Below are 15,619 nucleotides of genomic sequence, written 5' to 3' on the forward strand. Positions count from 1 at the left end.
GAAAAGCCTTGTTGCTGTCGCTCCGCTTTCGCACAGAGAAAAGCCTTGTTGCTGTCGCTCCGCTTTCGCACAGAGAAAAGCCTTGTTGCTGTCGCTTCGCTTTCGCACAGAAAAATTGCCACAGGATGTGGCGTTTTTAGATTGAGTTCCTCTATTTCAGCGGATTTTTGTACACCCGTTGAAAGAAATTAAATTATAATGGAGCTGCATAAATCTGTTTTTCAGTTGGATCCCAGAGGACAATCCCGATATCTTGATTTTGATCTATAATACGAATAGAAATAGGAATATAATCAAATAAAATAGTATTCAATTTGGTGCTAATTAACTGTAAAAGACCTATCAATTCAGTATCATTTATTAAAGGCGCATTAACTTCTATTTTTAACTCGGTTAAATTCCCGTTTTCATATCGGAGTTTACCAACTATTTTAGGATTTATATGTTTAAAGCCTTCTTGGATATCTTCTTTGAAAATTAATAATTTACTATAAGTATCTTTGTCTAAACTATAAAGTGAATCTGAAGGGAATGTATAATTTTTTATATCTATCCCAGCCCATTTATCTATTTTATCCTCGCCTTCAGGAATAAATGTTTGAGCTAAAAATATTCCTGGAATTATATCATTTTTATTGGATTCTTGATATAAAGTTAAATAAATAGGTACATTGGGTACTTTATTATTATTTCTTATGTTTTTTATTATAGTTCCGGCTATTTCCTTACCGTATTTTTCTACGTCATTAACCTTATCTTCGTTCGTATCGACTTTAACTTGATCTGTATAAGTTAAGCCTTTATCATCATGTACTCTAATGTCATAAAATTCATTTAAGGATATGGCTAAAGACATTCCTTCTACTTTTCCACTTTCTTTGTTAACGAAATTTTGTTCTAAGACATGAGATAATATTTTAGGATTATTTTTCTCATCCTCTAAAACATCTCCAGTACTTTTTTTAATAGGTGGGTTTAATCCAAAACCTTCTTTTGATTTTCTATCTAACCATTTATTTATAATTTTACCATCTAAATATTGACCTTCCTGCATATAAAACTTCTTTGTAGGAAAGTAATTGACTGATAAATCCATTAATCCTTTTTCAATTTCACTGACATTTAATGAATTGTTCATATTACTAAGTATCAACCCTCTTGAAACATTAGATTTTGCAGGTTGTTTAATTTCATATATTTCCTTTTGTTGTATTGATGATGCATACATTTTCTCATCCTTTTTAATAACTGGATCATCATCACTACAAGAAGCTAAAAGAAATAGTGGTGATATAAAAAACAACATACTCTTCTTTATTTTCATTTAAAATACTCCTTACTGATTCTTATGTAATCGCGTTTCAAAAGTTACGCTAATTTCAGTTTGGCTAATTTAAAACTGAAATTGTTCCGTTAAATCTTAAAAGTATTCCTATAAAAATGAATTCATCACAATAACGTGGCCGCCTCGCTGCGCTGCAGAGTCTCGTCTGTGACACAAACCCCAAAAAGTGCCTATTCTATAACTTTTGGTAACGAAACTTTATATTTGGATCATCACCAAAACGTGTGGTTGATTTCCGTTCCGACCGGGCGCTTTGTAGCTGCCGCTTCGCTTTCGCACAGAGCAAAGCTTCCTGGAGGCGTCCGATGAGCCGCTTTTGGTGTTGCTGTCGCTACGCTGTCGCACAGTCAAAACATTTGTAGCTGCCGCTTCGCTTTCGCTACAGAAAACATTTGGTGCTGCCGCTACGTTAACACTACGCTTTCGCACAGAAAACATCCGCTGCGCTGCAGGGTCTCGGGCCAACACGATGTTGGTCACGAAGGCGTTATCACAGGATGTGATGCTTTTAGCCTTCGTTCCTCTATTGCTGATCCCCGAGGAGTCGCCCAGTCTCCACTCCAATCAACTTTTTACATAGTAGACGTTTAAACAAAAGTCATCCATAACTTTTGGCGATGAACCTTATATTTACATTTTAAGTTTGATTCTGGTAAAAGTATATAAAGAAAAAACCGATATTTATTTCGTACGTCATAAAATTAAAATTCGCCCTACGCCACTGCTTTAATTTTTTAATAAATTGGAGGTATTGATAAAATGAATTTTCCGGAGTTTAAAAACTGTCTTTTGACAATAAACGAAATAATTTATTTTGATAGCAATGAGTATCTTCGCGAAAAAACTTCTAATCCTTGTAGATTAAAAGAAATAATAGATATTGCTGAAAATTTACTGGCGAATATTTCGAATGAAGATGAGGAATATTTTCTAATGGGGACGCTGGGGAATTTATATAGAATTTACGGGGAACCACAAAAAGCTGTTAACATTTTAACTGAATGCGTTACTATTGCTAGCAATCAGAATAACAGCAATCGAGAAACCGTGTCATTAATACGTCTTGGAGAGGCAATAAAATATAACGGTAATCCAATGAAAGCATTAGGGATCTTCAACGAAGTTTTAGATAAATGTAAGGCAAAAAATAATTTGTTATATTTGGACTTCGCCATACAACATAAAGGTAAGTGTTTGTTAGAATTAGGGGAAATTGCTGAGGCAGAAAAATGCTTTAAAGAAGCATTAAAGTTAAGGGGAATTAAAGGTGATGTATCTCTTATTGAATCTACACAACAAGCATTAAATTTTATAAAGAAATTGAAATGCTAATGAATAATTATTAAAAATTCCCATAGGTGATGGGTGGTTTAATGGTCACTTAGGTTATGGATGATTGGTATTTCCGTGTAAAATAATTCGACAGATTTAAGGACAGTGATGGATGCTTATAAGTTCATTAAAGTCAGTAAAATTTGAATGAAGATTACAAAAATTTGTTGCATGCAGAGACCATCATATATATGATGGTCTTTTTTGTATAAAACGATAATTTTGTAAGCGTATACACTTTTCGTGAGTTTTTTTCTTTTAACTATTGAATTGCTAGTGAAAACAATGTATAGTGAAGTGATTTGTCTGACGTCTGACTAACTACATATTTTCAGTTATAAGATCTATAGCTGTTATTCAAGTTTCAATAATGGAACATAATGAGTGAAAGAAGGATTTGTAGTTTCGGATATCAAACGCACAAAAATTATCAATATATTTATGGAGGAACTCATGAGATACTTAATATCCATTTGTGGATTGTTACTTGTTTTTGGTTTAGCTCTGTTAATGAGTAAAAACAAAAAAGAAATAAAATATAAAAACATAATTATTATGCTTATCATCCAATTTGTATTTGCAGCTATACTGCTAAATACAAAGGTTGGTTATGTTCTAATCAAAGGATTTACAAAAGTATTTGATCATTTATTGGCTTACGCAAGTACGGGCATAACTTTTGTTTTTGGTGGTTTAGCGAATGAAGGAGAGTATTCCTTCTTCCTAAATGTGTTATTACCTATTGTTTTTATATCTGTATTGATAGGGATCTTACAGCATTTTAAAATTCTTCCTCTCATCATGAAAGGGATAGGTTTACTTTTAAGTAAAGTAAGTGGAATGGGGAAATTGGAATCCTATAATGCTGTTGCTTCTGCAATGGTAGGTCAATCTGAAGTATTCATTACTGTTAAAAAACAATTAGATAAGATTAGTCCACAGCGAATGTATACATTATGCGCATCAGCAATGTCGACTGTTTCTATGTCAGTTGTTGGAGCATATATGACGATGATTGAACCGAAATATGTTGTAACGGCGATTGTCTTGAACTTGTTTGGCGGTTTTATTATTGTTTCAATCATTAATCCGTATACAGTAGAAGCAGGCGAAGATATTTTAAAGATAGATGAACAAAAGCAATCGTTCTTCCAAATGCTTGGAGAATATATCATGGATGGATTTAAAGTAGCCATCATTGTTGGCGCTATGCTGATCGGTTTCGTAGCTTTAATGGATTTAATCAATTCACTATTTGATATGATTTTTGGTATATCTTTCCAAGAAATTTTAGGTTATATCTTTGCACCAATTGCTTTCCTAATGGGTATACCTTGGGCAGATGCTATTACTGCTGGAGGAATTATGGCAACAAAATTAGTAACGAATGAATTTGTTGCAATGATTAGCCTTGGAGAAGTAGCTAAGTCTATGAGTGCGCATACATTGGCTATTATTTCAGTCTTTCTTGTATCCTTTGCAAACTTTTCATCTATCGGTATTATTGCCGGCGCAGTAAAAGGTTTGAATGAAAAGCAAGGGAATGTAGTTGCTCGTTTTGGCTTAAAGTTGTTGTATGGAGCTACACTTGTTAGTATCTTAACCGCTACAATTGTTGGTTTCGTTATTTAATTTAGAAAAAAAGAAGCAGCTGACTGCACTCTATCTATTGGAGTGCAGTTTTTTTATGACCACAATACGTGGATTTTGCACTTCATAGATGGCTAAGGTACAGTTTAGGTGAAGAGTAGAAGGGGATTTACATTAGTACAAATAAAAAAGCCACTTTATTAAAGTGACCTAGAAAACGACAAAGCCCATCTTGATTAAGATAGCCTTTTTGTTTTTGTTGAAGTATTGGTTGTACCTTTTCGAACAAAATGAATAAAGATGAGTAGCATTAGTTGAAATAGTACAACAAATAAAAATAAAATACCCAAAATAATGAATGAGACCATTCTAACTTCCGGAGTTTGAACTACCCCTGCAAAATCAACTTCTCTTACGCCAATAAATATGGCCCCAGCAGCAAAAATGAATAGCCATACAATGTTTAAAGCCCACCATATTTTCATACTCAAATATAAACACCTTCTTCAATTCGTAATTGTTTATAGTTCACTACCCTAACTTAGATTTAATCTCCTTTTGGGTGAGGTGTCCAATGTGCCACTTTGGAGAAACAGGATGTTGGTCACGAAGGAATCACCCAGTTGGAACGTAGATCAATGAGCATTTTAAAAGCAATGCGCGTAATCCCGACTTCTGGTGATGAATCTTAATGCTCCGGTTAATGTTTTTTTATTGTAACACTTTTCCTTTTTGCTGGAAACAAACTTTAGGCGGTGTCACTTCTCAGCCTTAAGACTGATTAACTTATATACAAAAAAACTGATTAAATGAACAAAAAAGTACACAACCGATATTAGCTATCTTTTTTAAACTTTTGGGAGCAATAACGTAATATCGACATTAATGGAAACGTGGAAGTCTTATATACTACAGGAATGGTATGAAAAAAGAAAACAGGCGCTAATATAAGGATAAGAGGGTTCACTGAACAAATTGAATTAAGGAAACGCTATTTAGAACTGGAGTTGCAAGGTGAAATAGATACGTGTGTGTAATGGTAGCGTACCCACAAGCTTCATTCCAAGCAAGGGCAAACAGGGGCCACAAAAACACATAGGGCGCATATCAACCCTCCTTGACATAAACAACATTTCTCTATTCAAAAAAGCGCCAGCTAACCGTAGTTAACCAACGCCTTTCTATTGTTAAGAAGGTTTTATTTCTTTTCCTTCTTTATCTTTGAATTTGCCGACAATAATCATAATTAAATCGATCAATGCCCAAATACCTAGTCCACCAAAAGTTATAATCATTAAAATACCAGTACCAATTTTACCTACGTAGAAGCGATGTATTCCTAGGCCACCTAAAAAGAAACATAGTAAAATCATTACTATATAGTTTTTTTCAGAAGTTTGTTGTTGCATATTTATCAATCACCTTTCTTTTATGTAGTAATAATTAACTACATTTCCATTCAAAAGTCTATCATTCTTTTATGTTTTTCTCCACTTGAAATAAGTGCCAACCATAGTTAACCAGAGTGTTATTCATTGCTGTTTATTAGGTAGGTTTTATAACCTTTTTTATCATGAAGAAAATATTTCCTATTATAAGGAGTTTAAGTGTAATAAAGGGTAGAAGGATCAAATGAAAAAGAAAAAAGGATGATGGGTTAGGAACTATGAAGCAATCGGTGAAGTGTTATCTAAAGTAGCAAGTATAATGACAATGCAAGGATTACTTAATGATGAATTCTAATAAAATGAAAAAAAACAAATGTGCTTTATAATGGATTTACTTTTTCTTGTATGAGAGAAAAACGGTAGAATATCAATTCTCCCAACAACTTCTCCATTTTTTCCCCACTACAAAAAATCCCCCATAGTTTTTACTTATGAGGGAGGTACTTCAAAGCCTTGTGGCTATATGATTAAAATTAAAAAGCCGCGTATGCCGTAGTTAGTATAGAAAGTTTTAAACCACCACTCCTCAAAGAAGAAGTTTGCTGTGAAAATGATAAAAATCAAAGGATTTAGACCAGATTTAGAAGGTTTTTATTATATGAGTTATTTGAATCACACAATTTTTAATGAGATATTTTATTTACTCTCCCAAAAATCTCCCACAGAAAAAAGCTGGGAGATTTATTTGGGAGAAGTACAAATAAATTTAAAGAGCTTTAATTTTTAGCTGTTGTTTTCTAAATGACTGTCATTCTTCAACTAACGATGCAGTTTAGTTGAACAAGATGAAAGCAAATTATTGTTCATTCATAATTACATAAGGAACACCGTAATAATATTTATATAAAACCAAAGTGGAGGTTTACAAATGAAACATACTACGAAAGTAACAGAATGTCCTAAATGTGGTGGAAAAGAATTGGGGAAAGGTCATCAACATAGTAGTTATTCAGTTATGTATCCATCTAATAAGTTAAGCTTTGGGTATGATGTTGAATATATTATTTGTACTGAATGTGGACTTATAATTGAAAGTTATGTAGAAAAACCAGAGAAATTTAAGGGGACACTTTAGATGTTTTTTAAGTAACGGGTGCCAGGGTTAAACAAGGTGTTGCAGCGGAGCATCTTTTTTCTTCTTGTACAAACGGGGGAGTTTAGTGAAAGAATAGAAAGGAGGAAGAGTAATGACAAAAAATAAATTAAAAGGTTTAGTTTCTTTAGGTTCTGTAATAACTGCAATTGGTTTCATATTGCTATTTTTCAGTGTTGATATTGGATTATCACTTGCTGAATATCGGATAGTTACACAAGGTGGGATGGACACTTCTAAATACCTAATTGTAATTGAGGGTTATACAAATAATTTCTTAGCTGCTGGAAGTATCCTTTTTGGGATTGGTATCTCCACCATCATTTTTGCTTATTACAAGATACTTAATATTAACGAATAGAAGTAATAAATATTGTTTTTCTTGACTAATGTATTTTATTTTTCCTTTGTTGATTTGGTTGATGTTCTAGCTTTTGTGGTACCATGATAGATCCTAAACCATAGAATGAAAACTATAGAAAACTTATCTCTCCCAACTTTCTCCCAAAGTTATTGCCCAAACAAAAAATCTCCCATAGTTTTCACTATGGGAGAAATGCTTCAAAGCCTTGTGGCTGTATGATTAAATTAAAAAGCCGCGTATGCCGTAGTTATTATAGAAAGTTTTAAACCACCACTCCTCAAAGTGGGTGTTCGCAGAAGCTTTCCTGCTTATCCTCATGCACCTTAGTGTGAGGCCCGTCATTCCAACTCCAATAATAAAACTCCCTTTTACAGCTTAAAGGTTAAAACTTAATATTATACGAACAATGCAGCCTTTAAGGATATAATAAGGCATGTTAAACAAACTTGCAAGTAAGATGGTTTGTACAAAAAAGTCAATGGGCGAGTGTCCCAATTCATGAATATCCAGAGTGAAATATCTCCAAAAGCTTTTAACAGATTCAAATAGTTTTCACAAATACGAACGAAAAATACGAACATTCTTTACTTAATAGGGCTAAGTATGTAAAGATAGGAGAATATATAGGGTTTACCTAGTAATAAAGTCAAAGGAGGAAGCAGAAATGGCAGCTTATCCAAATTGTCCAAAATGTAATTCTGAATACACATATGAGGACGGAACAAACTTTGTATGTCCAGAATGTGCACATGAGTGGAGCACTGATGTCACGGAACAGGAGACAGATGCGTTAATCGTAAAGGATGCTCATGGCAATCTACTTGCAGACGGTGATTCTGTTACAATTATTAAGGATTTAAAGGTTAAAGGTAGTTCTTCGACGCTAAAAATTGGGACAAAGGTGAAAAGCATTCGTCTCGTTGAAGGCGATCACAATATTGATTGTAAAATCGATGGCTTTGGTGCCATGAAATTAAAGTCAGAGTTCGTAAAAAAGGCATAATTACTGAAAAAAGAGTCGTGAAATGAGGCATTCCAACTAGGTTTGGAAGCTATTCAAAATCGACTCTTTTTTATTTTTTATTTAGTAGGTGTCTAATCACCGACTGAATAAAAGTAAAGCCTCCGGTGGATGTATGGCGCTGCTGTAACATGGCTGTCTAGAAGGTATATCTAATGAAATGCAGGGGATGTTGAACTTATGAATGGGTATAATTGGTGTTAAGAGAAGTTGTCTCAGTTGCAGTGAGACAACTTTTTTCTACTGGTGTAACATTATTTTGTAAACCTACGAAATAGAATTGCAAAAGCAGCACCGAATAGTGCAAAAATAGTATGTAAAATGGCTATAAAGCTAGCTCCAATTAACAGCGTACCAATTTCCGTTAAGGAGTAGTGGGTGACATAGAGTGAATTATTGATATTGTTAATAATAGCCCATACGAAAACAGGTACCGAGCTGATGGCAAAAACAATCCAAATATTTTTGTAAAAGAAATAAGTAAGACAGCCGAAAATCGCGTAAGATATAGCAAAGCTTGTTTGATTGCCAAGTAAGGAAGAGTTAATAGCAAACATAAAGGATAGTACGATAAAAACAAGATGGAAAAGCGTTATCGTTCTTTTCATTAATAAATGATAGCCCAGTGATTGCTTTGAAGTAGCGAGCTGCTGACAATGCTCACAAGTAGTTAAATGTTGTTCGACGAATTCTACAGTAGTTGCTTGGAGCACTTGTTTTTTATACAAAGGTAATAAATCCTCTACAATTGAACAATTCTGTGACAAAAGCTTCCCTCCAATCGATCTCCTTCCATTATACGACTTTTTTGAGAAAATAAAAAAAGCCTTCCGTGAGTTAATTCGTTCGGAAAACTTACATGCACCCTATTAATTTGATGTTAATACTTCATTGGTCAAAGCTTGAATATCAATATGTGTTTTTTCCTTCACAGCATCCTTTAGAATCTCAGTACGGAAATAGTGAACTGACGCTTCAAGAGGAATAGTTAAAATCTTGGAAAGGGCTGATTGATACATATGCACAAATTCTTTATCTGTGTTTCCACGTTTTAACTCAGCAAAGGCTTCGTAGAATTGGTCAAGCTTATCAGCAAATTCAAGTAGGCGACCCTCTATAGTTTTATCCTTACCTTCTTTCATACGCTCAAAGAAGACAGCCTGAAACTCTTGTGGAATCTCATCAATAATAAATTTCTCCATCATTTTTTCTTCCACATGTGCAAGCATTTGTTTAAGCTCTGGGCTAGCATGCTTTACCGGTGTTTTAATATCGCCGATAAATACTTCAGCAAAGTCGTGGTTAATGGTTTTTTCATATAATGATTTCCAATTGATTGTAGCTCCGTTCATTTCTTCAAGTGTGGCGAAGAACATCGCATACTGCGATACCTTCCAAGAGTGAGCAGCCACATTGTGCTCTTCAAATTTGAAGCGACCAGGGCAACGAATAATACGCTCTAGATCGTTAAGGCTTGTAAAAAATTGATGAATTCCTATAAAAATCACTCCTTTTTGGTCTATATGTGCATGTTACTATAATCCATACCCTCTTTGTGCAAATTTCAAACAACTTAACAATGATTCATTTTGCGTTTACAAAGGATTCACAATTGACGATAAAGCACGTTTATGTTGGTGCTATAATGAGGGGGGACTGAATAAATTATGCCTCGGCATAATTTAAGTAACTTATACCCGCATTTATCTCACCACTTATATAGGTGGGAGACATTTGCCGTTTCACTTACGTTACATAAAACATTTGTAGCTGCCGCTTCGCTTTCGCTACATAAAATAATTGCTGAAAAAAGATAAAAAGGAGTTTGCACCATGATGTCGATTTATACACTTCTTCTTTACATACATATTTTAAGTGCCATTCTTTCGATTGGGCCTTTGTTCGTTGTTTTAACAATTGTTAAGAAAATGCGTACAGCATCTCATATTGAAATGTCACCATATATTGAGGCTTTTAAAGGAGCAATTACGATCGTCAAGCATTCGGGGCATGTTCTTGTTGCATCTGGTGTTTTATTAATGTGGCATGCGGGTTATCATTGGAGTACCTCGTGGATTGTTCTTACATTTCTTGTGATGTTGGCCTCTATTGTTTTTTTAGCAAGAGCGTTCAAACCGACTTTACAGACATTTAATACACCTGCCTATGACCAGCAAAAATTTGCTTCATTGTTACATCGCAAAGCATGGATGTACATTTTATTATTGCTAATTATGTTATGGCTAATGGTAGCAAAGCCTGTACTTTGGTAAGAAGCTGGCTCATCACCATAACGTGTCCGTTCCGACTGGGCCTTTGAGCTGTCGCTTCGCTGTCGCACAGATAAAACATTGTTGCTGCAGGGTCTCATCTGTGATACTTATCCCAAAGGAGTAACCTGGAACGGAACTCCCCCCATTCAATGCGCCACAACATTCTCAAAGATTATCTTTAATTTTGTTTTTCAACACTATGAAAATCCGCACTCTGAGAGGAGTGCGGATTTTTTTCATCAATTGCTAAGCAAACGTTTGAAATAACTTTTGCGAATAAATATAAAACTAACGAAGAATAGGGCGAAGAAGCATAAAGAGCTCATCATTGAAACTTGTAAAAATGCTGCTGAAACCATTGTTCGCATGGCAAATAATGTAGCGCATAACATCGTAATAGCTATCGCGAATGGTACAAATATAAGGATTGCCAACTCTTTAGAAACAACAGTGAATAACTCTTTTTTAGATAGCCCAAGTTTTCGTATACCTGCATACTTTTCTTTTTCCTGAAGAAGTGTCGTTTGTAAATAGAAGTAGAGTATGCTCATAGCTGCACTTAAGAAAATCAAGCTCAACATAGAGCCGATAAAGAACATAACACTTTTTGTGAACAACTCTGCGTCATACAATTCGATTTTTGAAGTTACATAACGTTCCTCATATATATGTGGGAAATCCTCTATAATTTTTTTTGCTAACGCTGTATGTGCCGTCCAATTGTCTAACTCAAATAAATAGGCTTTATAGACAGGGTATTTGATGTTGTTATAAACTTCATCAGGCACAATAAAATACGTTTGTTGGAAACCTGTTGTTAATAGATTTTTTTTATTTACAGATACAAGCTTAAATTGCTTTAGATAGTTGTCATCACTTACATTAGTAATTGGTAATGTTTTACGATTGCCGGCAACTGCTATAAATTCATTTGCACGTAAGCTAACCTTTTTATTGTGTAACAAGTTATAATCGGAAATTGACATATAGCCAATACTACGTTCTTCATTCGATTTAAATTCAATAAAATAATTTTGTGAATCCACTGTGGATAATTGTTTTTTAATATTTTCAATATCAGCTTCTACTTTATTTGGACTAGCCTTAGGAGCGGCAATATACTGAAAACTGTATGGATAATTTGCCTCGCTATCCTTTTCAACATTGTAGTAAGAACTAAATAAAATGCTTGTACATAAAAATACACCGCTTAATAAAATAGTGATTAAAAATAGCATATTTGCATGTGATTTCATTTTTGCATTCAGATTAGAAGCAAGTAGCATATTTGTTTGTTTCATATAGGCTGACGATCTCTCAAAAGCCTTTAGCAGGAAGCGCATTCCTTGTGAGATGATTAAATATATTGTACAAAGAACACTCACGAAAAAAGCTACATAGAAAAGACTACCACCAATATCATAATCTGCATTTAAAAAATAACCTAAACCAATGGAAATCATAATACTTATGAATAATAAAAGATAATGTGGTGTTATCGACTTCTCGATGGCAACATCACTTTTTAATAGTTGAATGGAAGCTTCTTTATTAATAAATCTTGTCATTACTTTTGAAATAACAATGAATAATACAAGGAATAAACCAATAGTTAACATGATTGCTTTAATAGGGACATACATACCGAAAGTTTCTGCATTTAAAACAACTTTGGCACCCATTAAGAAGAGAGGCGAAATGACAAGCCCAAGAATGACTGCTGTAATAATCGCCAATACACCGATAAGAATATTTTCACGAAAAACGAGCGTACGAATTTGTTTCATGGATGCACCAGTAATCATAAAAATACCTAGTGTTTTTGTTTTCTTCTTTAAAAAGGCCATGATGGAATAGGCAATATAAATAAACGAAAACAAATAGACGAGCAAACTTGCTAACATTAATGCAAGGCCGAGTGTTGAGTCGGGATCTAAATTTGTAAGACTTGGATGAAATACTATGACTGAAAATAGAAAGAAAATAATGATAGAGAACATACTGCTAAGGAAATACGAAACGTAAGTCCATTTATCACGTAAAATATTTTGAATAACGATATGATTAAAGCTCATGCTGTCCACCACCTAAAAAAGCAAGTGTGTCCATGATTTCCTGGTAAAATTGTTTGCGATTATGACCAAGATGAATTTCGTTATATAATTTACCATCCTTAATGAATATAATACGATTTGCGAAACTTGCTACATAAGGATCATGTGTCACCATTAAAATGGACGTTTTCAGTTCTGTATGAATAGAACTAAATAAGTTCATAACATCATTTACTGCTTTTGAATCGAGATTTCCTGTAGGCTCATCTGCCAACAATAAGCTCGGTTCGTGAATAACCGCACGAGCAATAGCTACACGTTGTTTTTGCCCACCAGAAATTTCGTAAATTCGTTTTGACAGAAGCTCTTCAATTCCAAGAAATTGAGATACATGTTTAAGTTGGTGCTGCATTTTATCGGCAGGTAAACTATCTAAAGTTAACGGTAATAAAATATTTTCTTTCACCGTTAATGTGTGTACAAGATTAAAATCTTGAAATACAAAGCCTAATTCTGAACGACGGAACTTTGCAAGCTCTTCATCATCTAATGAATATGGGTTTCTACCATTTATAAGAATTTCACCAACAGTAGGGCGATCGATTGTTGATATGCTATTTAAAAATGTAGTTTTCCCACTTCCTGATGGCCCCATGACGGCTACGAATTCGTTCTCACCGAGTTGGAAATCAATGCCATTCAATGCCTTATATGTGATTTCTCCGATATATTCTTTTTGCAGATTGGTCACTTGTAGGATTGATTTTCCCATCTTTGAACAACTCCCTTACTTCGATTGAATAGCTTAAGTATAAAGAAGGAGCAGCATTTTACCTATTCAGATAAATGACGTCAATATGACAAAGTTGTCATATTACGAACTTACAATCATGATTTTTTTACGCTATTTGAAAAATTTATGGAGAAGGTAGTGACGCACTCATGGGACTGTAAAGTAAAAGGGTGTTCTAATTCAGTTAAAATCTTTTTTACTAAATACAAGCCTATACCTGTTGCCTCACCGCTCGTTCTTCCTTTCACACCTGTATAAAATAAATTAAAGACACGTGAAATTTCACTCTCCGGAATCGAATCTCCATAGTTTTGAATTCGTAAAGTAGCTTCGTCATAAATAATTTGAATAGAGCTTTCAGTCTCGCCGTACTTAATGGCGTTATTGATGATTTGATAAAGCACAATTTTTAACCATTTTCGATCTGAATAAATAATAGTGTTTTCAACAAGCGTCACTTTTGGAAAAACTTCTTTGGCAATGAAATAATCCTTTAAATCGTTCACAACTTCCTTAATAAGATCTTTTAATGAGAGTGCTTCTATTTTTAAATCAGCCACAAGATTGGACGTGCGTTCATAAGTTAGTAGCTGATTAAGGGTAAATGTCAGCTTATCGCATTCTAGATTAATTGTTTGCAAATGCTCGGATGGGCTATTTGCGTTAGATTGGATAATCAGTTGAATAACCGACAATGGCGTTTTCATTTGATGGACAAAATGTGAAAGAACAAGCTGTTTTTCTTTTCCTTGCCTCTCTAAATGTTGCTGCTGTGTTAAGTATAAATATTGCATTTGTCGTAGTTTTTCACTGTAGGCTTGCTCAATCATAGCCTGTGGTTCATACAGATGGAGGTCATCGCTTGTGAATGTGTTGTTCTGTAAATGAGCATAGAGTTTTTTTCTGCGATAATAACGTCCAATCAGCCAAATGGTAAATAGGAAGCTAACGAGAAAGATAAAATAAAAATAGTGTGAAGATAAATCATCTAATGAATGAATGATCCAAGGTAATAATAGAAAGCTTACACAATAAAGAATGATGACACTTACATGATCTCGAAAGAACAGCTTCATTCTTCTGCCTCCACTAATTGATAACCAAGTCCACGAATTGTTTTAATTTCTAGTCTAGATTGGATAGCCACGAATTTTTTGCGTAATCGGCCAATATTAACAGATAAAGTGTTTTCTTCAACGAAGGATTCATCATCCCAAATGGCACTTAACAATTTTTGACGAGGAACAACATTAGGATAAGCTTCAAATAGTAATTTGCTAAGCTGCATCTCTTTTAACGTTAACAAGCTCTCGTGTTTCTCAGTGTAAAGTCGAACGGTATTTGAATTTAACGTTGTATTAGTAATGGATATTGAATTAGTTTCGGAGGAAGCATATTCTCCGTATGTACGACGAATAAGCCCATTCACTTTTGCCATAAGCACATCTAGTGAAAAGGGCTTAGTGATAAAATCATCCGCACCATTTTCAATCCCATGCACTTGATCGATATCATTCACGCGAGCAGATACGATGATAATCGGGCATTTGGATAGCTGACGGATTTTGCGCGACCAAAAGTACCCATCATAGGTTGGGAGGTTAATGTCCATTACAACGAGATGAGGTTGAATAGCTTGAAATTCCTCTACTATATGATTAAATTGTTGAACGGTATAACATTCAAATTGATATTTTGATAAATGCTCCACAATAATCTTTAAAATATTGGGATCATCTTCTATTATGTATATTTTGTACATAGTATCGACCTTTCTTTAATAACATACTATTAATGTACCCTAATTTTTAAAAATCCATAAATATAGCTCATCACCATAACGTAGGGGTGATTCCCGTTCCGACTGGGCGCTTTGTTGCTGCCGCTTCGCTTTCGCACAGAAAAAACATTTGTTGCTGCCGCTTCGCTTTCGCACAGAGCAGAGCTTCCTGGGGGCGTCCGATGAGCCGCTTCACCCACTGCGCTCGCTCCAGGGTCTCATCTGTGACGCTAATCCCCGAGGAGTCGCCCAGTCTACACGCCAATCCACTTATCTACATAGTGTACCTTTAAAAATATTGCCCCTATTTTTGGAAACGTCTTAAAATATCTACATCAATATAATAATTGTAACTTGAAATTATAGAGAAGAGCCACCACAAACTCAATTGAGAAGGTGATGGCTCTGTTAATAGTAAGCAACTATTTTTTTGAATATGGAAGGTGACAGTTGTTCCTTCGTTTAATATGCTTTTAATTTGTCATCTCTGTCCGTCAATCCTTTTAGACGTAAACTTGTATTACGT

General features: G+C 34.4%; 15 protein-coding genes and 1 other RNA gene. 6 read left to right on the forward strand and 10 right to left on the reverse strand.

Annotated features, from left to right (window positions below; translation table 11 throughout):
- Positions 1 to 193 precede the first annotated feature (193 nt).
- Positions 194 to 1,324, reverse strand: coding sequence for a CamS family sex pheromone protein (locus ACIPKN_RS22390; RefSeq protein WP_142509668.1), 1,131 nt, complete (start codon positions 1,322 to 1,324; stop codon positions 194 to 196).
- Between the two features lie 780 nt (positions 1,325 to 2,104).
- Between ACIPKN_RS22390 and ACIPKN_RS22395 the strand changes: the two genes are divergently transcribed.
- Positions 2,105 to 2,677 (forward strand): tetratricopeptide repeat protein, encoded by a 573-nt coding sequence (locus tag ACIPKN_RS22395; RefSeq protein WP_400940341.1) that lies wholly within the window; start codon positions 2,105 to 2,107, stop codon positions 2,675 to 2,677.
- 453 nt (positions 2,678 to 3,130) lie between these two features.
- Positions 3,131 to 4,309, forward strand: a complete 1,179-nt coding sequence (locus ACIPKN_RS22400; protein WP_142509670.1) for a NupC/NupG family nucleoside CNT transporter — start codon at positions 3,131 to 3,133, stop codon at positions 4,307 to 4,309.
- A 194-nt stretch (positions 4,310 to 4,503) separates the two neighbouring features.
- Here the strand turns inward: ACIPKN_RS22400 and ACIPKN_RS22405 are convergent, their stop codons facing one another.
- Both ACIPKN_RS22405 and ACIPKN_RS22410 read right to left on the reverse strand, forming a co-directional pair.
- Entirely contained in the window at positions 4,504 to 4,752 is a 249-nt protein-coding gene (locus ACIPKN_RS22405; RefSeq protein WP_400940470.1) for a DUF3923 family protein, read from the reverse strand.
- A gap of 702 nt (positions 4,753 to 5,454) precedes the next feature.
- Positions 5,455 to 5,676 (reverse strand): TM2 domain-containing protein, encoded by a 222-nt coding sequence (locus ACIPKN_RS22410; protein WP_132363744.1) that lies wholly within the window; start codon positions 5,674 to 5,676, stop codon positions 5,455 to 5,457.
- 907 nt (positions 5,677 to 6,583) lie between these two features.
- On the opposite strand from ACIPKN_RS22410, the gene ACIPKN_RS22415 reads away from it, so the two are divergent.
- A complete protein-coding gene (locus ACIPKN_RS22415) occupies positions 6,584 to 6,790 on the forward strand; it encodes a transcription initiation factor TFIIIB (RefSeq protein WP_142509673.1) in 207 nt (68 codons plus the stop codon).
- Between the two features lie 112 nt (positions 6,791 to 6,902).
- Positions 6,903 to 7,169, forward strand: a complete 267-nt coding sequence (locus ACIPKN_RS22420) for a hypothetical protein (protein WP_400940345.1) — start codon at positions 6,903 to 6,905, stop codon at positions 7,167 to 7,169.
- A 228-nt stretch (positions 7,170 to 7,397) separates the two neighbouring features.
- On the opposite strand, the gene ssrS is transcribed toward ACIPKN_RS22420, so the two are convergent.
- A non-coding RNA gene (gene ssrS, locus ACIPKN_RS22425) (6S RNA) lies at positions 7,398 to 7,590 on the reverse strand.
- 246 nt (positions 7,591 to 7,836) lie between these two features.
- On the opposite strand from ssrS, the gene ACIPKN_RS22430 reads away from it, so the two are divergent.
- Positions 7,837 to 8,175: a zinc ribbon domain-containing protein YjdM gene (locus ACIPKN_RS22430; RefSeq protein ID WP_400940348.1), complete on the forward strand. Its 339-nt coding sequence runs from the start codon at positions 7,837 to 7,839 to the stop codon at positions 8,173 to 8,175.
- Between the two features lie 272 nt (positions 8,176 to 8,447).
- On the opposite strand, the gene ACIPKN_RS22435 is transcribed toward ACIPKN_RS22430, so the two are convergent.
- Entirely contained in the window at positions 8,448 to 8,960 is a 513-nt protein-coding gene (locus tag ACIPKN_RS22435) for a zf-HC2 domain-containing protein (RefSeq protein WP_400940351.1), read from the reverse strand.
- Between the two features lie 102 nt (positions 8,961 to 9,062).
- On the reverse strand, positions 9,063 to 9,701 hold the full coding sequence (locus tag ACIPKN_RS22440; RefSeq protein WP_132363732.1) for a YfbR-like 5'-deoxynucleotidase: 639 nt from the start codon (positions 9,699 to 9,701) through the stop codon (positions 9,063 to 9,065).
- 324 nt (positions 9,702 to 10,025) lie between these two features.
- On the opposite strand from ACIPKN_RS22440, the gene ACIPKN_RS22445 reads away from it, so the two are divergent.
- A complete protein-coding gene (locus tag ACIPKN_RS22445; RefSeq protein WP_400940353.1) occupies positions 10,026 to 10,466 on the forward strand; it encodes a hypothetical protein in 441 nt (146 codons plus the stop codon).
- A gap of 239 nt (positions 10,467 to 10,705) precedes the next feature.
- Here ACIPKN_RS22445 and ACIPKN_RS22450 read toward each other — a convergent pair whose 3' ends face one another.
- The 4 genes from ACIPKN_RS22450 to ACIPKN_RS22465 all read right to left on the reverse strand — a co-directional run bounded on the left by ACIPKN_RS22450 (position 10,706) and on the right by ACIPKN_RS22465 (position 15,075).
- Complete coding sequence (locus tag ACIPKN_RS22450) at positions 10,706 to 12,541, reverse strand: FtsX-like permease family protein (RefSeq protein ID WP_400940356.1); 1,836 nt, start codon at positions 12,539 to 12,541, stop codon at positions 10,706 to 10,708.
- Complete coding sequence (locus tag ACIPKN_RS22455; protein WP_400940358.1) at positions 12,531 to 13,292, reverse strand: ABC transporter ATP-binding protein; 762 nt, start codon at positions 13,290 to 13,292, stop codon at positions 12,531 to 12,533. Before ACIPKN_RS22455 ends, ACIPKN_RS22450 begins: the two co-directional genes overlap by 11 nt.
- 116 nt (positions 13,293 to 13,408) lie before the next feature.
- A complete protein-coding gene (locus ACIPKN_RS22460) occupies positions 13,409 to 14,389 on the reverse strand; it encodes a sensor histidine kinase (protein WP_400940361.1) in 981 nt (326 codons plus the stop codon).
- Entirely contained in the window at positions 14,386 to 15,075 is a 690-nt protein-coding gene (locus ACIPKN_RS22465; protein WP_400940363.1) for a response regulator transcription factor, read from the reverse strand. The genes ACIPKN_RS22460 and ACIPKN_RS22465 overlap by 4 nt, the downstream gene beginning before the upstream one ends.
- Positions 15,076 to 15,619: the final 544 nt, after the last annotated feature.

Origin of the sequence: Lysinibacillus sp. NPDC086135 (genome assembly GCF_044746345.1) — a bacterium.
Taxonomy (GTDB): Bacteria; Bacillota; Bacilli; order Bacillales_A; family Planococcaceae; genus Lysinibacillus.